Genomic DNA, 21291 nt, shown 5'->3' with positions numbered 1-21291 from the left:
ATCAAAAAAGCGCTCTACGGCAGGCCGAACAGAAACTCGACGATCACCCGAGTGGCGTCGAGATTCCCGCTACTGTCGCCATTGGTCGGCAGGATCGGCCGGCGCGGCGGCCAGGCGTGGCCCATGCCGTGCACGCGGTAGGCCTGCAAGCGCGCGCCGCTGGCGCAGGCGTTCCACTGGCGATGCTCCACCCAGGTGCCGTCGTCTACCGTCGGCGGCAGTAGCTCCACGGCTGGACTGGCGCCGCAGCCATAGGCGCTGCGGAAGAGTTCGGCGCTGGCATCGGCGCTGACCACGCGGCCGCCCTGGCCGAGCAGGCCGCCACCGCAGCAGTCACCGCCGTCGATGGGCATCAGCGGGTCTTCGACGCCGTTGATGGTCAGCAGCGCGCCGCCGGCCTGTGGCGCGCAAAGAGCGGCCAAGGGCTCCGGCACATTGGCGATCACCGTCGCGTAGGCGCGGAACGGCGTGCTGGTTTCGCAGGCCATGCGCAGACTCATCATGCCGCCGTTGGAGACCCCGGCCAGGTAGACGCGGGCGGGGTCTATGGGCAGCCGGCTGGCGGCGTCGGCGACGATGGCTTGCAGATAGCGGCGGTCGTCCACGCCGGCCTCGGCCGCCGGGCCGGTGCCGCGACCGTCGGCCCAACTGCTGCGATAGCCCTCGCCGTAGGCGACGGCGAAGTTGCGGGCGTCGGCGTAGTCGTCGAAGCCCAGGCTGCGCTGGGCGTTGGCGGCGCTGCCGTAGCCGCCGTGCAGCACCACCAGCAGCGGCAGCGCGCCGCCGCTGTAGTCGGCGGGCGTGTGCAGGATGTACTTGCGGTTGTGGCCGTCGATGTTCAGACGCAGGGTCTGGTCGTCGCGTTGGAGCAGGCCGGAGAGCGGCCCGGCCTGGGCGGGAGTCAGCGCCAGCAGCGTCGTGGCCAGCAGCGCGAGTGCGCCGGCGCAGCGGATGCGGAAGGGAGTCATGGGGTGTTCGGTGGAGGTTCGCCGGGCTTGCTGCCCGCAAGAGCCAAGCCAGTCACCGCGTTTCCGGTTGACAGCGCCAGCGCTTTGGGGTGATCCGCCGGCCAGTTCGGACCCTCGGGCGTCCATTCCGGCGGGCCGAAGATCCACAGCAGCTTGTTGCGCAGGCCGCGTGCGCGCCAGGCCTCGCGCAGCAGATGGCGCAGCTCGTGGAAGATCACCGTGCCCAGCCGATAGCTGTGGAGGTTGTGGACCAGGCCGTAGCGCACCGGCAGTTCCGGCAGCTCCGGCTGGAAGCTGCCGAACAGACGGTCCCAGACGATCAGGATGCCGCCGTAGTTGCGGTCGATGTAGAGGCCGTTGCTGCCGTGGTGCACGCGGTGGTGCGAGGGCGTGTTGAACAGCCACTCGAACCAGCGCGGCAGCCGCCGGATGGTCTCGGTGTGGATCCAGAACTGGTAGACGAGGCTGATGCCGGCCTGCACCGCGATCGCCAGCGGATGAAAGCCCAGCCAGGCCAGCGGCAGCCAGAACACGAAGATGTAGGCCGGGCCCAGCGTCGACTGCCGCAGCGCGGTGCCGAAGTTGTAGTACTCGCTGGAGTGATGGTTGACGTGCTCGGCCCAGTACAGCCGCACCCGGTGCGCGCTGCGGTGATACCAGTAGTAGCAGAAGTCCTCGGCGATGAAGAGCAGCGGCCAGGTCCAGACTTCCAGCGGCGACAGCGTGAACAGTCGGTGCTGGTAGACCCAGGCGAAGACCGGCACGGTGTAGAGCGCGGTGAGCGCCATCATCGCCAGCTTGATGCTGCCCAGGCTCAAGCTCACTGCGCTGTCCTTCAGCGCGTAGCCGCGCAACTCTGCGTACTGCGGCCGCTGGCGCGTTGCCCACCACTCCCAGGCGACCAGACCCAGAAAGTAGGGGATGGCCAGTACCAGCAGGTATTTCGACAACCACTCCAGCGTCGCCATCACCGCTCCTCGTCAGGCTGCCGGTCTGTGTGCCTGGAATGCAGGCGGCCGGTCGGCGCCGATGATATTCCAGCCCCCGGAGCCGGCCGATGGGCGGCGCTGCCGGCCGGCGCGGCCTCGGCTCAAGATAGCCGCAGGGATTTGCAAAGGGAGCCGCCATGGGGAAGGAGCGGGAGCCACTGTTCGCGTGCGCCAGGTGCCGGTGTATGCCGCCGCACCGCCGTCGGCACTGAAGCCCGATGCTGCCGCGCGCCATCCTCGCCTACAGCGCTGGCGTGCTGCTGCTGGTGGCCCTGCCGCACTGGCCGTCCGCGCTCTGGGCGCTGGCCTTGCTGGCGGCGGCTGCGCTGCTGGAAGCCTTGGTCTGGCCGCGCTGGCCGGCGCTGCGCGGCTTGGCGCTGCCGTTCGCGCTCGGGCTGGGCTACGCGCTCTGGCGCGGCGACGCCCTGCTGGCGCAGCGCTGGCCGCTGGCGCGTCACGGCGAGGAGCTGGTGGTCAGTGGCCGAGTCGCCTCGCTGCCGGAACTGAGCCGCGAGGCGCCGCAACGGCTGCGTGCCAAGGACGCCGGCGAACGGGTCTGGCGCTTCAGCTTCGCGCCCGAGGATCCGGCGCTGCCGGCGCGCATCCGCGTCAGTTGGTATCGCACCGACCAATGGCTGCGCGGTGGCGAGTGCTGGCGCTTCAGCCTGCGCCTCAAGACCCCGCTTGGCAGCGCCAATCCCCACGGCTTCGACTACGAGGGCTGGCTGTTCCGCCAGGGCATTGCCGCCACCGCCACCGTGCGCAGCGCCGAGCGCTGCGAGGTGGCCGGCGGCTACTGGGTGCTGCGCGCGCGGCAGGCCTTGCTGGACCGCCTGCAAGCCTGGCTGCCGGAGTCACCCGCCCGCGCGCTGACCGCCGCCCTGGTACTGGGCTACGACGGCGAGTTGCGGGCGGCCGACTGGGACGCCTTCCGGCTCACCGGCACCTCGCATCTGGTGGCGATCTCCGGCTTCAACCTCGCCATCGTCGCCGGCTTCGCCTGGTGGCTGCTGCGCTGGAGCTGGAGCCTGGTCCCGGCGCTCTGCCTGCGTCTGCCGGCGCAGAAGGCCGCCAGCCTGGGCGCCGCCCTGGTCGCCGCCGGCTATGCGCTGCTGGCCGGCTTCGAGCCGCCGGTGCTGCGCGCATTGCTGATGCTCTGGGTGCTGCTCGCGGCGCTGTTTCTAGACCGTCTGGCGGCGTCCTGGCGGGTGCTGCTGATCGCCTGGGGCCTGGTGCTGCTGCACGACCCTTTCGCGGTGCTCAGCCCCGGCCTCTGGCTGTCGTTCGGCGCGGTGGCGGCGATCTTCTGGCTGAGCCTGGGCCGGCCGCCGGGCGAGCCGGTCTGGAAGCAGGCGCTGCGCCTGCAACTCTTGCTGTCGCTGGCCTTGGCGCCGATGACCCTGTTCTTCTTCCAGGGCACCGCCTGGATCGCGCCCTTCGTCAATCTGCTGGCGGTGCCGGTATTCGCGCTGCTGACGCCGCTACTGGTGCTGGTCCTGCTGCTCTGTGCAGTCTGGCCCTGGACCGGGCTGCCGCTGCTGACGGTCCTGGCCTGGGCGCTGAATGCCGTCCACGCCAGCCTGGTCGCGCTGGCGCAGAGCCATGCGGAGAGTTGGATCGCCGCCAGCCCGCCACCGGCCGCGCTGGCCTTGGCCCTGCTCGGCGCGCTGCTGCTCACCAGCCCGCGCGGCCTGCCGTTGAAAGCCCTGGGTCTGCTCTGCCTGCTGCCCTTGCTGTTCCCGCCGCAGAACGCGCCGAAGAGCGGCTACGACCTCGCCGTGCTCGATGTCGGCCAGGGCCTGGCGGTGGTGGTGCGCACCGCCGGACACAGCCTGCTGTTCGATGCCGGGCCGGCCTACGAGGAGGGCTTCGATGCCGGCGAGTCGGTGGTCGCGCCCTATCTGCTCGGCGAGGGCCTGCGCCGGCTGGATCTGCTGATCGTCTCGCATTCCGACCTCGACCATCGCGGCGGTGTGCCGGCCGTCCGGCGTCTGCTGAAACCGCGACGCGAGATCGGCGCGCTGAGCGTCGAACCCTGCCGCGCTGGCGAGCACTGGCAATGGGATGGCGTCGATTTCGAGCTGCTGCACGGCCCCAGGCCAGGCGAGAGTGCGTCCGACAACGACGCCGGCTGTGTGCTGCGGGTCAGCGCCAACGGCCATGCCACGCTGCTGCCGGCCGACATCGAGCGCGGCACCGAGGCGGCGCTGGTCCGCGCCGTGCCCGAACGGCTGCGCGCCGAAGTGCTGCTGGCGCCGCACCACGGCAGCAAGACTTCGTCGACGCCGGACTTCGTGCACGCGGTCGAACCCAGGCTGGTGATCTTCCCGGCCGGCTTTCGCAATCCCTACCGGCATCCGCGCCCGGAGGTGCTGCGCCGCTATGCCGAGCAGGGCGCCGAACTGCGCATGAGCGGCCACGAGGGCGCGCTGCGCCTGCATGTCGATCCAGAAACCGGCGCCGGCCCGGTGCAGGCCTGGCGCGAAGCCGGCGCGCGCGGCTGGTGGGCGCCGCCGCTGCGCGAGTTCGACTCAGCGCCTCGCTAGCTCGGCCCATACCGGTCGCAGTTCGATGGTCGCCACCCGCGCCATCGGGTGCTCGGCCGCTGCCGCCAGCGCTTCCTCCTGGCTGGTGCAGTCGAGCAGCTCGTAGGCGCACATCTGCTCGCGGCTGTCGCTGAAGGGGCCGGGCGTGATCTGCAACTGGCTCTCGCGTATCCGCAGGGTGACCGCATCCGAGGGCGGCCGCAGCGGCGCGCCGTGGCGGCGTATGCCGCGCGCCTGCATGCGCCCGATCCAGGCCAGGATGTCGGCGACCAGGGCCTCGCTGGAAACGAAGTGCGCGTCGTGACTGATGATGAGCAGGAATTGCATGCGGCTCCTCCGGCGGGGCGGGACGAAAAGCTCAGCGGAACAGCCAGCGCTGCACCAGCCGCGTGTAGCGCGGCATCACCACATAGACCATCAGGAACACCACCGTGGCGGTCACCGCCAGGGAGCTCAGCCAGCGTTGTTCCGGCGCTCCCAGCGCGCGCAGCAGCGGCGTGACCAGCAGCGGCACGGCCATCACCAGTGGGTAGATCGCCGACCAGGTGAGCAGGTACTGCTTCCAGCGCACCGGCAGCTTGGCCTTGGCGCCGGCGGGCGTGAACCAGAAATCCAGCCCGCTACTCACGAAGAAATCATCGCCCTGGACCAGCAGGGGCAAGGCCTGCTCGATCAGCCGAGCGCGCGTGGGCGAGTCCATCCACTGCCGGAGCGTGGCGGTACTGTCGAAGCGGATGATCACGGTGTAGCTCTCGCTGAGCCCGGCGACCGGCCGCACGATCTGCCAGTCCAGATGGCCGGGCGCGGCCTGGCAGAGCGGCGCGATCTGCTTCAGCCAGGCCTCGTACTCGGCATGCCGGTCCGCGCGCACGCGGTGGCTGATGACGACGGTTGCACCCGGGTTCGTGGCGTCCATGCGGAGCTCCCTTCCTGGCCATGCTGGCCGCGTGGCGGGATTGCCAGCGGCGTGGCGAACCTAGCGCGTTCCATAAGAGGTATTCCAGGCCGGGCTGCGGGCGCAGCTTCTAGATCACCACTCGGTTGCGCCCCGCCTGCTTGGCCTCGTACATCTTCTGGTCGGCGCGTTGCAGCAGTTCGTCGAAGGACTCCTGCCCAGGTCGGTAGACGGCGACGCCGGCGCTCAGGGTCACCTGGTATTCGGTCTTGCGGTGCGTGAAGCGCAGCTTGGCGGCCTCGGTACGGATGCGCTCGGCCACCTGCAGGATCGCGGCCTGGTCGTCGAAGAAGCCGATGAACACGAACTCTTCGCCGCCGAAGCGCACGCAGAAGTCGCCAGCGCGGGTCATGCTCATCATCAGCTCGGCGATACGCACCAGCACCTGATCGCCGCTGGCGTGGCCGTAGTTGTCGTTGACCCGCTTGAAGTGGTCGATGTCGATGAAGATCGCCGCCAGCAGGCGGTGGCTGTCGCGCTGCTGCTTGCTCAAGATCGAGGGCGTGACCTCGCGCAGGAAGCGCAGGGTGTGCAGATTGGTGAGCGCGTCGCGGATGGCGATGCCTTCCAGTTGCCGCAGGAAGTAGTGGCCGATCAGCACCATCGCGACGACGAAGCCGGCGAACAGCGCCAGCAGGATACCGGAAGCCTGGAACATGGTCTGGTGGACATTGGCGCGGGTGTCGTCCAGGTAGACGCCGGTGCCCAGTACCCAGTCCCAGGGCGGGAAATAGAGTACGTAGGAAACTTTCGCGAACGGCTCCTGGCCATGCGGCTTGGGCCAGTAGTACGACACCCAGCCACCGCCGCTCTTCGCGGTGGCAATGAACTCGCGGACGATGTGCTTGCCGTGGCTGTCGGTCCAGGCGCTGAAGTCACGGCCCACCTGCTCCGGGGTATAGGGCTGCATGAGCATGGTGCCGGCGCTGTCGACGATCCAGAAGTAGCCGTTGTCGCCGTAGGTGGCCTGCCGCAACGCGCCGATCGCCAGCCGGCGCGCGTCCTGGTCGCTGATCTCGCCAGAGGCCGCCAGTTGCTGGAAGTGCTGCAGCACCTTCACGCCCACTTCCGAAAGGTATTGGGTCTGGGTGTTCTTTTCGCGTTGCAGGCTGCCGGAGAAGGAGTGGTAGAAGAACAGCAGGAATACCAGGATGCCCGCGCCCATCAGCACCGAAAGGCCGATCAGGCGGTTGTGGATGCGCAGCCGGGTCAGGGAGGGGAGATTTTTCTTCATGAAGGGTTTTTGCACCGATACCGATCCCAGCGCGGGGAGGGCGCCGGTCTGGTTCGATGAGTAGTCCGCTCAGGTTAGCCAGCGGCCGGTGCACCGCATAGTCCGTCCGGCTTTCGGGCGTGATCTGGGAGACGCGCCAGGCCGCCGGTGGTTGGCGTCGGCGCGGGTCGCGACCGGCAGGGCCGGCGCTGCGCCCGGAATGTGTAGCATCGGCCGGGGTTCCCCCGGATATTCCTCGCCATGCACTACGACGCCCTCATCCTCGGCGGTGGCCACAACGGCCTGGTCTGCGCCTGCTACCTCGCCAAGGCCGGCTGGAAAGTAAGGGTGCTGGAGCGGCGCGAGGTGCTGGGTGGCGCGGCAGTGACCGAGGAATTCGCGCCCGGCTTCCGCAATTCCACCGCCAGCTACACGGTGAGTCTGCTCAACCCCAAGATCATCCGCGAGCTGCGGCTCGCCGAGGCGCACGGGCTGAAGATCGTCGAGCGGCCGTATTCCAACTTCCTGCCGCTGGGCGAGATGCCCGGCGAGTGCATCCGCCTGGGCGGCGGGCTGGCGGCGACCCAGGCGGAGGTCGCCCGCTATTCGCGGCGCGATGCCGAGCGGTTGCCGGACTACTACGCGCTGCTGGAGCGGGTGGCGGAGGTACTGCGGGCGATGCTGCTGCAAACCCCGCCGAATGTCGGCGGCGGCATCGCCGAGCTGTTCAGCGCCTGGAAGACTGCTCGGGTGTTCAAGGATCTGCCGCTTTCCACCCAGCGCGACGTACTCGACATGTTCGCGCTCAGCGCCGGCGAGCTGCTCGACCGCTGGTTCGAGTCGGCGCCGCTCAAGGCCTGTTTCGGCTTTGACAGCATCGTCGGCAATTTCGCCAGCCCCTACGCGCCGGGCAGCGCCTATGTGCTGCTGCACCACGTGTTCGGCGAGGTCAACGGCAAATCCGGCGTCTGGGGCCACGCGCTCGGTGGCATGGGTGCGATCACCCAGGCGCTGGCGGCGGAAGCGCGGCTGCTGGGGGTGGAGCTGTCCACCGGGGCGGCGGTGCACCGGGTGCGGTCGCTGGGTCGCCGGCAGCTCCGCGTCGATCTGGAGAACGGCGAGGTGCTGACCGCATCGCGGGTGGCGAGCAATCTGCATCCCAAGCTGCTGTTCACCCAGTTGCTGGACGCCAGCCAGCGCGAGCCGGAGCTGAGCCAGCGCTTCGCCGACCACCAGAACGAATCCGCGACCCTGCGCATGAACGTGGCGCTCGCCGAGCTGCCGGACTTCCGCTGCGCGCCGGGGACGGCGCTGTCTCCCCATCACCAGAGCGGCATCATCCTGGCGCCCTCGCTGGCGTATATGGAGCGCGCCTACATCGACGCCCGCGAGCAGGGCTGGGCGCAGGCGCCGGTGGTCGAGATGCTGATTCCCTCGACGGTGGACCCGACGCTGGCACCGCCCGGCCAGCACGTCGCCAGCCTGTTCTGCCAACACTTCCGCTACGCGCTTCCGGACGGCCGAAGCTGGGATGCCGAGCGCGAGGCGGCAGCCGATGCGGTGATCGAAACCGTCAACCGCGCCGCGCCCAACTTCAAGGCCAGCCTGATCGCCCGGCAGATCCACACGCCGCTGGATCTGGAGCGCAAGTTCGGGCTGGTCGGCGGCGACATCTTCCACGGCAAGCTGACGCTCAACCAGCTGTTCAGCGCGCGCCCGCTGCTGGGCCTGGGCAACTACCGCACGCCCATCCCGGGCTTGTACCTCTGTGGCTCCGGCGCGCATCCGGGCGGTGGCGTCACCGGCATTCCCGGCCACAACGCGGCGCGGGAGATGCTGCGCGACTGATGGCTTGTTTTCTCCCTCTCCCACCCGGGGAGAGGGAACGATGGGTGCAGGCGGGGAGAGCGGCGCGGTTCGGCTGGGGTTCAGGCAGGCGCGGGCAGTCTGGGCGGCGCCCCACAGCCCCGGAGGAACCGCCGATGAGATCCCACCTCAGGCCCAGCCCCTACAACAAGCGCTCGCAGCGCAAGGCGGCGATGGTGAAAAAGCGCCCTGCGGTCCCGCCACGCGACGAGCAGCGGCAGGACAGCGATTACGATCCCGATCCGGCCCTGGAGGCGACGCCGCTCAAGAACGGCCGCGAATGAGTCAGAGGATGGTCGGGTTCGGCGCGTCGCCGTACACCTGCTTCGGGTCGAACATCTTCTCGCTTTCCTCGAACTTCAGGGCGTGCAACTCGCCCTCGCCGGTGGGCACCGAGCGGTAGAAGCAGGAGCGGTAGCCGACGTGGCAGGAGGCGTCGCCGGGGATTTCCACCCGCAGCCAGACCGCGTCCTGGTCGTCGTCGATGCGCATCTCGACCACCTTCTGCACCAGGCCGCTGGTGGCGCCCTTGTGCCAGAGCACCTGGCGGCTGCGCGAGAAGTAGTGCGCCTCGCCGGTGAGGATGGTCTTCTTCAGCGCCTCGGCGTTCATGTAGCCGAGCATCAGCACCTCGCCGCTGTGGGCGGCGGTGGTCACGCAGGCGATCAGGCCGTGTTCGTCGAACTTCGGCGCCAGCTCCTGGCCTTCCTCGACCTGCTCGATGGACACCCGCTGGAAGAAACGCACGTCTTCGCTCATACCGACCTCGCTGCTGCGCTGCCCCCGGAGAAGCCCGGCGGGGGCGAAAAAAGGGGCGCAAGGATACCATTGCCGGGTCTCCCGCCGTCGGCCCTCGCCATGCCCCATGTCCACACCGCCCATTGCCACAGCCGCGCCGAGCGCCTGGCCGAGGCCGAGGCGCTGTGCCAGGACCGCGGTGCCCGCTTCACCACCATGCGCAGGGCCACCTACGATTTCCTGCTGCAGCAGAAGGCGCCGCTGTCGGCCTACGACATCCTGGCGCGGCTGGAAACGCGGCTGAAGAAGAAGCTGGCGCCGCCGACGGTGTACCGGGCGCTGGACTTCCTGCTCGAACAGGGGCTGATCCACCGGCTGGAGACCAACGCCAGCTACCTCACCTGCGACCACCCCGCTGAGGCCCACGAGAGTTTCTATCTGGTGTGCAGTCAGTGCGGCGCCACCCAGGAGGTGGACGACCACGCCATCGGCGATCTGCTGGAAGCCAAGGCGCGCAGCCTGGGCTTCAAGCCGCGCAAGCAGGTGATCGAGGTACAGGGCCTGTGCCGCCAGTGCGCGGCCTGAGCCAGGCTCAGCGGCGCGCCAGCGCGCCCTTCATGACGCCCTCGTAGGCGCGTACTTCCACCCGCTGGCCGGGGCGCGCGGCGGCGATCTGGCCGGCCAGGTGCTCGGCGATTTCCTCCACGGTGCTGTCGGTGTCCTGGCCGAGCAGATAGCTGCGCGCACGCGGCAGTTCCAGCTCGAACAGACCTTCCGGCGCACGGTAGGCCAGGCTTAGGCGCTCGCCGTCGTCGCGCTGCAGATGCCGGCCGGTGAGCAGGTAGATGTCGCGGAAGCGTTCGGCCCAGGCCGCCTCCAGGCCGGCGTCGCGGACGCCGTCGATGAAGATCGCCAGCCGCGAGCGGTGGCCGTGGGCGATGCGCTGGCAGGCGCCCTGGTGCTTCGACAGCCCGTGGCTGTAGTGGTAGCTGGCGCCGTCGATCTGTTCCTGGCGCAGGCGCAGGCGGATGCTGGCGACATTGGCGGGGACGATGCCGGCCAGTTGCGGAGTGAGGTGCGCGATCAGGGCCTCGGCGCTCACCTCCGGCGCCTCCAGCAGGGTCAGCGCGCAGGCCGGGGCGCAGTGCTCGTAGCCGCCCGCCTGCGACATGAACAGGGTCTGCACACGGCCGTCGGGCAGCGCACGGGTCTGCTGGCCGGGGTAGTGCAGGGGCACGATCAGGGTGTGGTCGGGGCCGTCGTCGATGGCGCGCTTGAGCTGCTTCTTGACGCTGCCGAAGTCCAGCACCATCGACTGCTCGTCGAGCGCGCCCTCCAGCTCCAGATCGACGATCCAGCTTTCGCCGACCAGTCCGCGCCGGGGGCAGAGATAGCTGGCGTCGATGACGGTGAGCTGTTCGACGAAGAGGGTGGTCATGGGCTGGCGTGCCGCGTGGGGGGCGCCATTTTACTGCCCGGCGGCGCCTCGCCGCCTGCCTTGCGGCCCCGGGGCCGGCCTCCAGCGCTGGTAAACTGCGCGCCCCTAGCTCGCCGCAGTCCTTCCGCGCATGTCCGTCGTCACCCGTTTCGCCCCTTCGCCGACCGGCTTCCTGCACATCGGCGGCGCCCGCACCGCGCTGTTCTCCTACCTCTACGCCAAGCGCTTCGGGGGCAAGTTCCTGCTGCGCATCGAGGACACCGACCGCGAGCGCAGCACCCAGGCGGCGGTCGATGCGATCTTCGAGGGCATGGCCTGGCTGGGCCTGAACAGCGACTTCGAGGAGATCTACCAGACCCAGCGCTTCGACCGCTACGCGGCGGTGATCCAGGACATGCTGGCGGCGGGCACCGCCTACCACTGCTACGCCAGCAAGGAAGAGCTGGACCAGATGCGCGCCGAGCAGCAGGCGCGCAAGGAAAAGCCCCGCTACGACGGCCGCTGGCGCCCGGAGCCGGGCAAGGTGTTGCCGGAGCCGCCGGCCGGGGTGAAGCCGGTGGTGCGGTTCAGGAATCCGCAAGACGGCGAGGTGGTGCTGGACGACCTCATCAAGGGCCGCATCGTGTTCGCCAGCGAGGAGCTGGACGATCTCATCATCGCCCGCGCCGACGGCGTGCCCACCTACAACTTCTGCGTGGTGGTGGACGACATGGACATGGGCATCACCCATGTGATCCGCGGCGACGACCACGTCAACAACACCCCGCGTCAGATCCAGATGATCCGCGCGCTCGGCGGCACGCCGCCGAAGTACGCGCACGTGTCGATGATCCTCGGCAGCGACGGCGCCAAGCTCAGCAAGCGCCACGGCGCGCTGGGAGTGATGGAGTACCGCGCCATGGGCTTCATGCCCGATGCCATCCTCAACTACCTGGTGCGCCTGGGCTGGAGCCACGGCGACCAGGAGCTGTTCACCCGCGAGGAGATGATCGCCAAGTTCGACTTCGACCACGTCAGCGCCGCCCCCGCGCGCTTCGACATGGAGAAGGCCTACTGGGTCAGCCACCAGTACCTGAAGGTCACCGAGCCGGCGGTGATCGCGCCGGAGTTCGACTGGCATCTGCGCCGGCAGGGCGTCGACCCGGCCAATGGCCCGGCGCTGGAAGACGTGATCCTGCAGCAGCGCGAGCGCTGCCGCACCCTGCTGGAGATGGCGGAGAAGTCGAAGTTCTTCTACGCCGAAGTCGGCAGCTACAACGAGAAGGACGCCGCCAAGCACCTGTCCGCGAAGGCGGCGCCGGTGCTCAATGCCCTCATCGACGGCCTCACCGGCCTCGCCCATTGGCAGCCCGCCGACATCCACGGCGTGGTGCATGCGGTGGCCGAGAAACTGGGCCTGAAGCTGGGCGATGTCGCTCAGCCGATCCGCGTCGCGGTGTCCGGCGCGGCGGTGTCGCCGCCCATCGACCAGACCTTGTTCCTGCTGGGCCGTACGGCCACTTTGGCGCGGCTTGCCGCCGCCGCTGCACACGCTGCCAAAGCCGCGCCCGCCGCCTGAGCCGGGCGCTCATCAAGAGCAACAACGAGGTTGGTCCCCATGTCCATCGAAATCACCTTTCCCGACGGCGCGAAGAAGCCCTTCGACGCCGGTATCACCGCCCTGGCCATCGCCCAGGGCATTTCCCCCGGACTCGCCAAGAAGTGCGTGGTCGCCAAGATCAACGGCCAGCTCTGGGATCTGACCCGTCCGATCCACGAGGACGCGAAGCTCGAACTGGTCACCCGCGACAAGCCGGAAGCGCTGGAAGTGATCCGTCACGACGGCGCCCATGTGCTGGCGCAGGCGGTGCAGGAGCTGTTCCCCGGCACCCAGATCACCTTCGGGCCGTCCACCGACTCGGGCTTCTACTACGACTTCGCGCGGGCGGAATCCTTCAGCGATGCCGACCTCGAGAAGATCGAGCAGAAGATGCGCGAGATCGTCAAGCGCAACCTGCCGATCAGCCGCGAGGTGTGGAGCCACGACAAGGCTATCGCCCACTTCGAGGCCGCCGGCGAGAAGTTCAAGGCCGAGTGGATCCGCGAAGGCATCGCCGCCGATGCCGAGATCAGCATCTACAAGCAGGGCGACAACTGGCTGGACATGTGCGTGGGCCCGCACATGCCCTCCACCGCCGGCCTCGGCACCGCCTTCAAGCTCACCAAGGTGTCCGGCGCCTACTGGCGCGGCGATGCCAACAACGCGCAGTTGCAGCGCATCTACGGCATCTGCTTCGCCAATGAGGACGACCTCAAGGCCTACCAAAAGCAGGTCGAGGAGGCCGAGAAGCGCGACCACCGCAAGCTGGCGCGCGCGCTCGACCTGTTCCATCAGCAGGAAGAAGCGCCGGGCATGGTGTTCTGGCACCCCAAGGGCTGGGCGATCTGGCAGGCGGTGGAGCAGTACGTGCGCGGCGTCTACCGCAAGAGCGGCTACCAGGAAGTACGTGGGCCGCAGATCATGGACGTGTCGCTGTGGAAGAAGTCCGGCCACTGGGACAACTACAAGGAAAACATGTTCTTCACCGAGTCCGAGAAGCGGACCTACGCGGTGAAGCCCATGAACTGCCCCGGCCATGTGCAGATATTCAACGCCGGCCTGCGCAGCTACCGCGAGCTGCCGATCCGCTACGCCGAGTTCGGCGGCTGCCATCGCAACGAGCCCTCGGGCGCGCTGCACGGCATCATGCGGGTGCGCGCCTTCACCCAGGACGACGGCCACATCTTCTGCACCGAGGCGCAGGTGGAGTCGGAAGTCACCGCCTTCCACCGCCAGGCCATGCGGGTGTACTCGGACTTCGGGTTCACCGATCTGGCGATCAAGATCGCCCTGCGCCCCGAGAAGCGTCTCGGCAGCGACGACACCTGGGATCGTGCCGAGGAGGCGCTGCGCGCCGCGCTGCGCAGCGCGGGCGTCGAGTGGACCGAGCTGCCCGGCGAGGGCGCCTTCTACGGCCCGAAGATCGAGTACCACCTCAAGGACTCCATCGGCCGCGCCTGGCAGGTGGGCACCATGCAGGTGGACTTCATGATGCCGGAGCGCCTGGGCGCCGAGTACGTGGACGAACACTCGCAGCGCAAGCATCCGGTGATGCTGCACCGGGCCATCGTCGGCTCCATGGAGCGCTTCATCGGCATCCTCATCGAGCACCATGCCGGCGTGCTGCCCTACTGGCTGTCGCCGGTGCAGGTGGTGGTGGCACCCATCGTCAGCGATGCCGACGGCTACGCCAGCGAGGTCTGCGAGGCGCTACGCGAGGCCGGCGTCCGCGCCGAGGCCGATCTTTCCAACGAGAAGATCACCTACAAGATCCGCGAACACAGCGTGCAGAAGGTGCCGGTGATCGCCGTGGTTGGCCGCAAGGAGGCGGAGCAGAAGACCGTCACCCTGCGTCGCCTGGGCAGCGAGGCGCAGGAGACCCTGAGTCTGGCCGAGGCGGTCGCCAAGCTCGCCGGTCCGCAGGCCTGATGCGGGCGCGGCTCGTCCTGCTGTGCCTGGCGCTGCTGGCCGCTGCCAGCGGCGCCAGCGCGCAGGACGCCACGCCGCCGCTGAGCCTCAAGGGCGAGTGGCGCCAGGGCAGCCTGCTGTTCGGGCAGACCACGCCCGGCGCCGAGGTGCACTTCAACGGCCGGCGCCTGCGGCTGAGCCCCGAGGGTCGCTTCGTGTTCGGCCTGGACCGTGACGAGCCCGCCGAGGCCAGTCTGAGCATCCGCCTGCCCGGCGCGCCGGAATGGCTGACGCGCTACCCGGTGGCCCAGCGCGAGTACCAGATCCAGCGCCTCAACGGCCTGCCGCCCAAGCAGGTGAATCCCGAGCCGGCGATGGAAGCACGCATCGCCGCCGAGGCGGCGCAGAACCGCAAGGCCAGGGCGCGCGACAGCGACTACGCTTCGGTATTCGCGCCCTTCGCCTGGCCGGCCAAGGGCGCGATCACCGGCGTGTTCGGCAGCCAGCGCATCCTCAACGGCGAGCCCAAGCAGCCGCACTACGGCGTCGATGTCGCCGGCCCGGTCGGCGCGCCGGTGGTGGCGCCGGCCGATGGCGTGGTGAGCCTCGCCAACCCGGACATGTTCTTCTCCGGCGGCACCCTCTACCTCGACCACGGCTACGGCGTCTCCTCCGCCTTCCTGCACCTGTCGAAGATCCTGGTGAAGGAAGGCCAGCCGGTGAAGCGCGGCGAGAAGATCGCCCTGATCGGCAAGACCGGCCGCGTCACCGGCGCCCACCTCGACTGGCGGGTCAACTGGTTCGAGTCGCGGGTGGATGCGCAGCAGTTGGTGCCGCCCCAGGGCAAGCCCTAAGGCCGATCCCAGGCGCGGCGACCGGCGCTAGAACAGCCCCGGTTGCGGCAGTTCTTCCGGTTCCCGGAAGTTGCTCAGCCCGACCCCCACCAGCCGGTAGCGTTGACCGTGGTCTTCGATGCGCTCACGCAGCGCCAGGGCGGTGGCGGTCAGCGCCTCGCAGGATGCGGGTGGCGTGCTGCCGGTCTGGCTGCGGGTCAGCACCTGGAACTGCGCGGTCTTGAGCTTCAGGACCACGGTGCGCGCCACCCGGGTTTCGCGGCGGGAGGCGGCCCAGACCTTTTCCGCCAGGCGGCGGAGGCTGTCCTCGGTTTCGGCCAGGGTGACGTCGGTGGCGAAGGTGTCTTCGGCGGAGATCGACTGCGTCGGCCGGTCCGGCTGTACCGGATGCTCGTCGATGCCGCGCGCCAGTTCGTGCAGGCGCTGGCCGTAGCGGCCGAAGCGTTCCAGCAGCGCCGCCGCCGGCCATTGCCGCAGCTCGCCGACGGTGCTGATGCCCAGTTCCTTCAGCCGCTGCTCCATCACCTTGCCGACGCCGGGAATGCGCGCGACCGGTAGTGGTTCGAGAAAGCGCTCGACCTGCTCGGGGCGGATCACGAACAGACCATCCGGCTTGCGCCAGTCGCTGGCGATCTTGGCCAGGAATTTGTTGGGAGCGACTCCGGCGGAGGCGGTGAGCTGCAACTCCTCGCGGATCGCAGCGCGCATCGCCTGGGCGACTTCGGTGGCGGTCGCCAGGCCCAGCTTGTTGGTGCTGACATCCACATAGGCCTCGTCCAGCGACAAGGGCTCGATCAGCTCGCTGTGGCGGGCAAGGATTTCCCGCACCGCCCGCGACACCGCGCGGTAGCGCACGAAGTCCGGCGGCACGAACACCGCCTCCGGGCACAGGCGCTCGGCGCGCACCGCCGGCATCGCCGAGCGCACGCCGTAGCGGCGCGCCTCGTAGGAGGCGGCGCAGACCACCGAACGCGCGCCGCGCCAGGCCACCACCACCGGCCGGCCGCGCAGCGCCGGGTCGTCGCGCTGCTCGACCGAGGCGTAGTAGGCGTCCATGTCCAGATGGATGATCTTGCGCGGCGGATTTGGGGACATTTGCCTGGGGCTTTTCTTGCTCTGGGGGCAGGGCCGATGCTGGGTCTGGGGGCGGCGTGGCCGGGCCCGCGCCGGCGGGCTTGCCGGGCTGCGGGCATGGTAGGCCAGGCGGCCGGCCGTCGGGCGGTGGCGACGGTCGGCCGACCGGAGGCGGTCGCGGCACGTCAGCGTGCCAGACTGGTCGCCATCATCCGATTTGCGTCTGCGGCCACCATGACCGAAGTCGATCCTCAGTGGTATCGCGATCTGCTGGAATCCGCGCCGGATGCCGCCATCCTGATCGACAGCGAGGGGCTGATCCTGCTGGTCAACGCCCAGACCGAGCGGCTGTTCGGCTACGGCCGTGGCGAGCTGCTCGGGCAGTCGATCGAGATGCTGGTGCCGGAGCGCTACCGGGGCCGCCATTCGATGCTGCGCGACGGCTACTTCGCCGAGCCCAAGCTGCGTGGCATGGGCGCGGGCGCGGAACTGGCGGGCCGGCGCAAGGACGGTGCCGAGTTCCCCGTGGAAATCAGCCTTAGCCCGCTGCGCACCGCGCGCGGCCTGTTCGCCACCGCCGCGATCCGCGATGCCAGCGAGCGGCGCAAGGCCAACGAGAAATTCCGCGCGCTGCTGGAGTCGGCGCCGGATGCGATGGTCATCATCGACCAGCGCGGCGACATCCGCCTCATCAACGCCCAGGCCGAGCGCCTGTTCGGCTACCAGCGCGCGGCGCTGGTCGGCAAGCCCATCGAGGTGCTGATGCCGGAGCGCTACCGCGCCAAGCACGGCGAGCACCGGAGTGGCTACTTCGCAGCACCCAAGCTGCGCGAGATGGGCAGCGGGCTGGAACTCTGGGGTCGGCGCAAGGATGGCAGCGAGTTTCCCATCGAGATCAGCCTGAGTCCGCTGGAGACCGAGGACGGTCTCTGGGGCACCGCCGCAGTGCGCGACATGACCGAGCGCAAGAAGGCCGAGCAGCGCTTCCGCGCGCTGCTGGAAACCGCGCCGGACGCCATGGTCATCATCGACCAGACCGGCCAGATCCGGCTGGTCAACGCCCAGACCGAGCGCATCTTCGGCTGCCGTCGCGAGGAGCTGATCGGCCAGCCGGTGGAGGTACTGATCCCCGAGCGGCTGCGCGGCCAGCACGTCAATCATCGTTCCGGCTTCTTCCACGCCCCCAAGGTGCGCGAGATGGGTGCCGGGCTGGAGTTGTCCGGCCGGCGTTCGGACGGCAGCGAATTCCCCATCGAGATCAGCCTGAGCCCGCTGGAGACCGAGCAGGGCACCTGGGTGACGGCGGCGATCCGCGACATCACCCAGGCCAAGCGCGAGCGCGACGCGGCGGTGCGGCTGGCGGCCATCGTCGAGTCTTCCAACGACTCCATCCTCGGCAAGGACACCCGGGGCCGGATCACCGCCTGGAACAAGGCGGCGGAGGCCAGCTACGGCTACAGCGCCGAGGAGATCATCGGCCAGGACGTGCGCATCCTGTTCCCGCCCGAGAAGCAGCACGAGGAGGAGCAACTGCTGGCGCGGGTGCGCCAGGGCGAGCAGGTGCAGCACTTCGAGACCCAGCGCCTGGCCAAGGATGGCCGGCGCATCGACATGTCGCTGACCATCTCGCCGATCCGTGACGCGCAGGGACATGTGGTGGGCGCCTCCACCATCGGCCGCGACATCGGCGAGCGCAAGCGCGCCGAGCAGCGCTTCCGCTCGCTGCTGGAAACCGCGCCGGACGCCATGGTCATCATCGACCGCGAAGGCCACATCGCCCTGGTCAACGCCCAGACCGAGCGGCTGTTCGGCTACCCGCGCGAGCAGCTCATCGGCCGGCCGGTGGAGATGCTGATGCCGGCACCGTTGCGCGCGCGCCACGCCGGTCACCGCCAGGGCTATTTCCACGACCCGAGGGTGCGGCCCATGGGCGTGGGGCTGGAGCTGATGGGGCTGCGCAGCGACGGCAGCGAGTTCGCCATCGAGATCAGCCTGAGTCCGATGGAGTCCGGCGGCGGCGAGTACGCCACCGCTGCGGTGCGCGACATCAGCGAGCGCAAGGCGGTGGAGAACCGGCTGGCGCAGTACGCCGAGGAGCTGTCGCGCAGCAACCAGGAGTTGCGGCAGTTCGCCTACGTGGCCTCGCACGACCTGCGCGCACCGCTGCGTGGCGTGGTCGGTTTCGCGCAGTTGCTCAAGAAGCGCTACGGCGGCCAGCTCGATGGCGAGGCCGATGAATACCTCGACTACCTGGTCGATAGCTCCATGCACATGCAGTCGCTGATCGACGGCCTGCTGGCGTTCTCGAAAGTCGGGCAGGACAGCGGCTTCACCCAGGTCGATTGCGAACGCCTGCTCAAGCAGGTGGAGACCCAGTTGCGCGCCGCCATCGAGGAGCGCGGGGCGCTCGTCACGCACGATCCGCTGCCGGTGGTGCGCGGCTCCGAACTGGAGCTGAACCAGTTGCTGCAGAACCTGATCGGCAACGGCCTGAAGTTCCAGCCAGGGGCGCAACCCAAGGTCCACATCAGCGCCCGGCACACCGCCGAGGGCTGGTGCTTTTCGGTGCGCGATCAGGGCATCGGCATCGCCCCGGAGCACCGCGAGCGCATCTTCGAGATTTTCCAGCGCCTGCACAGCAGCGAGGACTACGAGGGCACCGGCATCGGCCTGGCGCTGTGCCAGAAGATCGTGCGCCACCACGGCGGGCGCATCTGGGTGGAGTCCGAGCCAGGCCAGGGCTCGACTTTTTACTTCACTCTCAAGGACTAGCGCGGCGGCCTGCCCGAGCGGTCTGTCTCCCTCCCCCGCTTGCGGGGGAGGGCCGGGGTGGGGGCGGTGCTCGGCAGCAGGCCTACGCTGGCCTCGGCTTCAGGCCGGCGGCCACTTCAGCGGACGGCCGCCGATCAGATGCAGATGCAGGTGCGACACGCTCATCCCCGCCGCCGCGCCGTTGTTGATGACCAGACGATAGGCCTCGCCCAGGCCCTCCAGGGCCGCGACCTTGGTGGCGGTGAGCATCAGGTGGCCGAGCAGCGCCTGGTCTTCCGGCGCCGCCTGGCTGAGCTGGACGATGGGCTTCTTCGGCACCAGCAGCACATGCATGGGCGCGCAGGGATGGATGTCCTTGAACGCCAGGCAGAGCTCGTCCTCATAGACGATGGTGGCGGGCAGCTCGCGGTCGATGATTTTCTCGAACAGGGTCTTGCTGACGGCGGGCGTGGTCACGGCGGGCTCCGATAGGGCGACGAGGGCAGGGGCCGATGATAGGCCAGGGCCGGGCGGCGCCGGCGCCCCTGATACCATGCGGCCTCAAGTTTTCATGACTCCCGCGACGTGAACCAAGCTGCCACACCCGACTTCCAGCCCTGGCCGGTCTACCGCCGGCTGATGCGCTATGCCGCGCCGCACTGGCGCATGTTCGTGCTGGCCTTGGGCTCGATGCTGCTGTTCGCTGCCTCCGAGGTTTCGGTGGCGCGTCTCATCAAGCCGCTCACCGACGGCAGTTTCATCGACCGCGATCCGGTGGTGATCCGCTGGATGCCCTGGGCGATCCTCGGCCTGTTCCTGCTGCGCGGCGTGGTCGGCTTCCTGTCGTCCTACGCGATGGCCTCGGTCGGGCAGGCGGTGGTGTCCAAGCTGCGCCGGCAGGTGTTCGCGCACATGCTCAGCCTGCCGGTGGCGCACCACGACCGTAGCCGCACCGCCGACTTGCAGGCCAAGCTCACCTACCACACCGGCCAGATCGCCGAGACCGCCAGCCAGGTGTTCGCCGACGGCATCCGCGGCTTTCTCACCGCCGTCGGCCTGATCGGCCTGATGCTCTACACCAGCTGGAAGCTCACCCTGTTCGTGCTGTTCATCGCGCCGCCGGTGTCGTTCTCGGTGAACTGGGTCAACCGCCGCTTCCGCACCGTTTCGGCACGCATCCAGACCTCGGTGGGCGGCATCACCCATGCCGCCGATGAGGCGATCTCCGGCCGCCGGGTGCTCAAGGTCTACGGCGGCGAGCGGCTGGCGATGGGCGCCTTCGCCAAGCTCGACGACTACCTGCGCCGCAACAGCCTGAAGATGACCGCCACCGCCGCCGCCAGCAATGGCTCGCTGGAGCTGATCGCGGCGGTCGGCGTCTCCCTGCTGGTCTGGCTGGCGACCCAGCCGGCGATGCTGGAGACGATGACGCCGGGCACTTTCGTGTCCTTCATCGGCGCCATGCTGATGCTGCGCCAGCCGCTGTCGGCGATGACCGGCCTGTCGGAGAAATTGCAGCGCGGCCTGGTTGCCGGTGCCGACCTGTTCGCCTTTCTCGACACTCCGGCCGAGAACGACCAGGGCCAGCGCGCGCTCGTCCGCGCCCGTGGCGACCTGCGCTTCGAGGACGTGCGCTTCGCCTACAGCGCCGAGGCGCGGCCGGCGCTGAGCGGCGTCAGCCTGGACATCCCGGCCGGCCGCACGGTGGCCTTCGTCGGCAAGTCCGGCAGCGGCAAGAGCACCCTGCTGTCGCTGATCCCGCGCTTCTACGACCCCGACAGCGGCCGCGTGTTGCTGGACGGCCACGATCTGCGCGACTACCCGCTGATCGACCTGCGCCGACAGATCGCGCTGGTCGACCAGAACGTGGTGCTGTTCAACGCCACGGTGGGCGAGAACATCGCCTACGGTGCGCCCGAGGTCAGCCGCGAGGCCATCGAAACCGCCGCCCGCCGCGCCTATGCCTGGGACTTCATCGCCGGCCTGCCGCAGGGCCTGGACACGCCTATCGGCCAGGACGGCGCCATGCTCTCCGGCGGCCAGCGCCAGCGCCTGGCCATTGCCCGCGCCCTGCTCAAGGACGCGCCCATCCTGATCCTCGACGAGGCCACCTCGGCGCTCGACAGCGAGTCCGAGCGCGCCATCCAGCAGGCGCTGGAAGAGCTGGTGAAGGGCCGCACCACCCTGGTGATCGCGCACCGGCTATCCACCATCCAGAACGCCGACCTGATCGTGGTGATGCACGAGGGACGCATCGTCGAGCAGGGCAGCCATGCCGAGCTGCTCGCGCGCGGCGGCGCCTACGCGGCGCTGCACCGTTTGCAGTTCCGCGAGGACGACGCGGCGGCATGAGTCGACCCGCCGCGAAAGCAGCGACGGCAAAGGCCGCCCCGCCACTTCCTCTGCGCGGTA

18 protein-coding genes are annotated in these 21291 nt (G+C 69.2%); 9 read left to right on the top strand and 9 right to left on the bottom strand.

Annotated features, from left to right (window positions below):
- Positions 1-14: 14 nt before the first annotated feature.
- Positions 15-968, bottom strand: coding sequence for a CE1 family esterase (locus ED208_RS13540; RefSeq protein ID WP_158608557.1), 954 nt, complete (start codon positions 966-968; stop codon positions 15-17).
- Entirely contained in the window at positions 965-1936 is a 972-nt protein-coding gene (locus tag ED208_RS13535) for a sterol desaturase family protein (protein WP_123212448.1), read from the bottom strand. The genes ED208_RS13540 and ED208_RS13535 overlap by 4 nt, the downstream gene beginning before the upstream one ends.
- A 239-nt stretch (positions 1937-2175) precedes the next feature.
- Between ED208_RS13535 and ED208_RS13530 the strand changes: the two genes are divergently transcribed.
- Positions 2176-4503 carry a DNA internalization-related competence protein ComEC/Rec2 gene (locus tag ED208_RS13530; protein WP_123212447.1) on the top strand — a complete coding sequence of 776 codons (2328 nt, stop codon included), beginning with the start codon at positions 2176-2178 and terminating at the stop codon, positions 4501-4503.
- On the opposite strand, the gene ED208_RS13525 is transcribed toward ED208_RS13530, so the two are convergent.
- The 3 genes from ED208_RS13525 to ED208_RS13515 all read right to left on the bottom strand — a co-directional run bounded on the left by ED208_RS13525 (position 4489) and on the right by ED208_RS13515 (position 6692).
- Positions 4489-4830 (bottom strand): YciI family protein, encoded by a 342-nt coding sequence (locus tag ED208_RS13525; protein ID WP_123212446.1) that lies wholly within the window; start codon positions 4828-4830, stop codon positions 4489-4491. The two genes, ED208_RS13530 and ED208_RS13525, sit on opposite strands and share 15 nt — an antisense overlap.
- Before the next feature lie 31 nt (positions 4831-4861).
- The gene (locus ED208_RS13520; RefSeq protein ID WP_123212445.1) at positions 4862-5419 is read right to left on the bottom strand and encodes an antibiotic biosynthesis monooxygenase; all 558 of its coding nucleotides are present in this window, start codon (positions 5417-5419) and stop codon (positions 4862-4864) included.
- Between the two features lie 109 nt (positions 5420-5528).
- A complete protein-coding gene (locus ED208_RS13515) occupies positions 5529-6692 on the bottom strand; it encodes a diguanylate cyclase (protein WP_123212444.1) in 1164 nt (387 codons plus the stop codon).
- A 240-nt stretch (positions 6693-6932) separates the two neighbouring features.
- Between ED208_RS13515 and ED208_RS13510 the strand changes: the two genes are divergently transcribed.
- Entirely contained in the window at positions 6933-8519 is a 1587-nt protein-coding gene (locus ED208_RS13510) for a phytoene desaturase family protein (RefSeq protein WP_123212443.1), read from the top strand.
- Positions 8520-8653: 134 nt separating this feature from the next.
- A complete protein-coding gene (locus tag ED208_RS17370; protein WP_158608556.1) occupies positions 8654-8821 on the top strand; it encodes a hypothetical protein in 168 nt (55 codons plus the stop codon).
- Between the two features lies 1 nt (position 8822).
- On the opposite strand, the gene hisI is transcribed toward ED208_RS17370, so the two are convergent.
- Positions 8823-9296: a phosphoribosyl-AMP cyclohydrolase gene (gene hisI, locus ED208_RS13505; protein WP_123212442.1), complete on the bottom strand. Its 474-nt coding sequence runs from the start codon at positions 9294-9296 to the stop codon at positions 8823-8825.
- Positions 9297-9395: 99 nt separating this feature from the next.
- On the opposite strand from hisI, the gene ED208_RS13500 reads away from it, so the two are divergent.
- Complete coding sequence (locus ED208_RS13500; RefSeq protein ID WP_123212441.1) at positions 9396-9860, top strand: transcriptional repressor; 465 nt, start codon at positions 9396-9398, stop codon at positions 9858-9860.
- Between the two features lie 7 nt (positions 9861-9867).
- Here ED208_RS13500 and ED208_RS13495 read toward each other — a convergent pair whose 3' ends face one another.
- Positions 9868-10713, bottom strand: a complete 846-nt coding sequence (locus ED208_RS13495; protein WP_123212440.1) for a 6-carboxytetrahydropterin synthase — start codon at positions 10711-10713, stop codon at positions 9868-9870.
- A 130-nt stretch (positions 10714-10843) separates the two neighbouring features.
- Here ED208_RS13495 and gltX point away from each other — a divergent pair, with 130 nt between their 5' ends.
- Genes gltX through ED208_RS13480 form a run of 3 tightly spaced genes read left to right on the top strand, consistent with a single transcriptional unit; the run spans position 10844 to position 15054 of the window.
- The gene (gene gltX, locus ED208_RS13490) at positions 10844-12271 is read left to right on the top strand and encodes a glutamate--tRNA ligase (protein WP_123212439.1); all 1428 of its coding nucleotides are present in this window, start codon (positions 10844-10846) and stop codon (positions 12269-12271) included.
- Positions 12272-12310: 39 nt separating this feature from the next.
- Entirely contained in the window at positions 12311-14221 is a 1911-nt protein-coding gene (thrS, locus tag ED208_RS13485) for a threonine--tRNA ligase (RefSeq protein WP_123212438.1), read from the top strand.
- Positions 14221-15054, top strand: coding sequence for a M23 family metallopeptidase (locus ED208_RS13480; protein ID WP_123212437.1), 834 nt, complete (start codon positions 14221-14223; stop codon positions 15052-15054). Before thrS ends, ED208_RS13480 begins: the two co-directional genes overlap by 1 nt.
- 27 nt (positions 15055-15081) lie before the next feature.
- Here ED208_RS13480 and dinB read toward each other — a convergent pair whose 3' ends face one another.
- The gene (dinB, locus tag ED208_RS13475; protein WP_123212436.1) at positions 15082-16149 is read right to left on the bottom strand and encodes a DNA polymerase IV; all 1068 of its coding nucleotides are present in this window, start codon (positions 16147-16149) and stop codon (positions 15082-15084) included.
- Between the two features lie 213 nt (positions 16150-16362).
- Here dinB and ED208_RS17475 point away from each other — a divergent pair, with 213 nt between their 5' ends.
- Entirely contained in the window at positions 16363-18900 is a 2538-nt protein-coding gene (locus ED208_RS17475) for a PAS domain-containing sensor histidine kinase (protein WP_199720621.1), read from the top strand.
- A gap of 99 nt (positions 18901-18999) precedes the next feature.
- On the opposite strand, the gene ED208_RS13460 is transcribed toward ED208_RS17475, so the two are convergent.
- Positions 19000-19356 carry a histidine triad nucleotide-binding protein gene (locus ED208_RS13460; protein WP_233575071.1) on the bottom strand — a complete coding sequence of 119 codons (357 nt, stop codon included), beginning with the start codon at positions 19354-19356 and terminating at the stop codon, positions 19000-19002.
- A 108-nt stretch (positions 19357-19464) separates the two neighbouring features.
- Here ED208_RS13460 and msbA point away from each other — a divergent pair, with 108 nt between their 5' ends.
- Positions 19465-21231 (top strand): lipid A export permease/ATP-binding protein MsbA, encoded by a 1767-nt coding sequence (gene msbA / locus ED208_RS13455; RefSeq protein WP_233575070.1) that lies wholly within the window; start codon positions 19465-19467, stop codon positions 21229-21231.
- Positions 21232-21291: the final 60 nt, after the last annotated feature.

The sequence above is a fragment of the Stagnimonas aquatica genome, assembly GCF_003730135.1.
Classification (GTDB): domain Bacteria; phylum Pseudomonadota; class Gammaproteobacteria; order Nevskiales; family Nevskiaceae; genus Stagnimonas; species Stagnimonas aquatica.
This window is presented reverse-complemented; position numbering and strand designations above follow the sequence as displayed.

Excerpts from the sequence above, each read along its gene's own strand:
- ED208_RS13540 (WP_158608557.1), bottom strand. The coding sequence starts at position 968 with ATGACTCCCTTCCGCATCCGCTGCGCCGGCGCACTCGCGCTGCTGGCC.
- ED208_RS13535 (WP_123212448.1), bottom strand. The coding sequence starts at position 1,936 with ATGGCGACGCTGGAGTGGTTGTCGAAATACCTGCTGGTACTGGCCATC.
- ED208_RS13530 (WP_123212447.1), top strand. The coding sequence starts at position 2,176 with ATGCTGCCGCGCGCCATCCTCGCCTACAGCGCTGGCGTGCTGCTGCTG.
- ED208_RS13525 (WP_123212446.1), bottom strand. The coding sequence starts at position 4,830 with ATGCAATTCCTGCTCATCATCAGTCACGACGCGCACTTCGTTTCCAGC.
- ED208_RS13520 (WP_123212445.1), bottom strand. The coding sequence starts at position 5,419 with ATGGACGCCACGAACCCGGGTGCAACCGTCGTCATCAGCCACCGCGTG.
- ED208_RS13515 (WP_123212444.1), bottom strand. The coding sequence starts at position 6,692 with ATGAAGAAAAATCTCCCCTCCCTGACCCGGCTGCGCATCCACAACCGC.
- ED208_RS13510 (WP_123212443.1), top strand. The coding sequence starts at position 6,933 with ATGCACTACGACGCCCTCATCCTCGGCGGTGGCCACAACGGCCTGGTC.
- ED208_RS17370 (WP_158608556.1), top strand. The coding sequence starts at position 8,654 with ATGAGATCCCACCTCAGGCCCAGCCCCTACAACAAGCGCTCGCAGCGC.
- hisI (WP_123212442.1), bottom strand. The coding sequence starts at position 9,296 with ATGAGCGAAGACGTGCGTTTCTTCCAGCGGGTGTCCATCGAGCAGGTC.
- ED208_RS13500 (WP_123212441.1), top strand. The coding sequence starts at position 9,396 with ATGCCCCATGTCCACACCGCCCATTGCCACAGCCGCGCCGAGCGCCTG.
- ED208_RS13495 (WP_123212440.1), bottom strand. The coding sequence starts at position 10,713 with ATGACCACCCTCTTCGTCGAACAGCTCACCGTCATCGACGCCAGCTAT.
- gltX (WP_123212439.1), top strand. The coding sequence starts at position 10,844 with ATGTCCGTCGTCACCCGTTTCGCCCCTTCGCCGACCGGCTTCCTGCAC.
- thrS (WP_123212438.1), top strand. The coding sequence starts at position 12,311 with ATGTCCATCGAAATCACCTTTCCCGACGGCGCGAAGAAGCCCTTCGAC.
- ED208_RS13480 (WP_123212437.1), top strand. The coding sequence starts at position 14,221 with ATGCGGGCGCGGCTCGTCCTGCTGTGCCTGGCGCTGCTGGCCGCTGCC.
- dinB (WP_123212436.1), bottom strand. The coding sequence starts at position 16,149 with ATGTCCCCAAATCCGCCGCGCAAGATCATCCATCTGGACATGGACGCC.
- ED208_RS17475 (WP_199720621.1), top strand. The coding sequence starts at position 16,363 with ATGACCGAAGTCGATCCTCAGTGGTATCGCGATCTGCTGGAATCCGCG.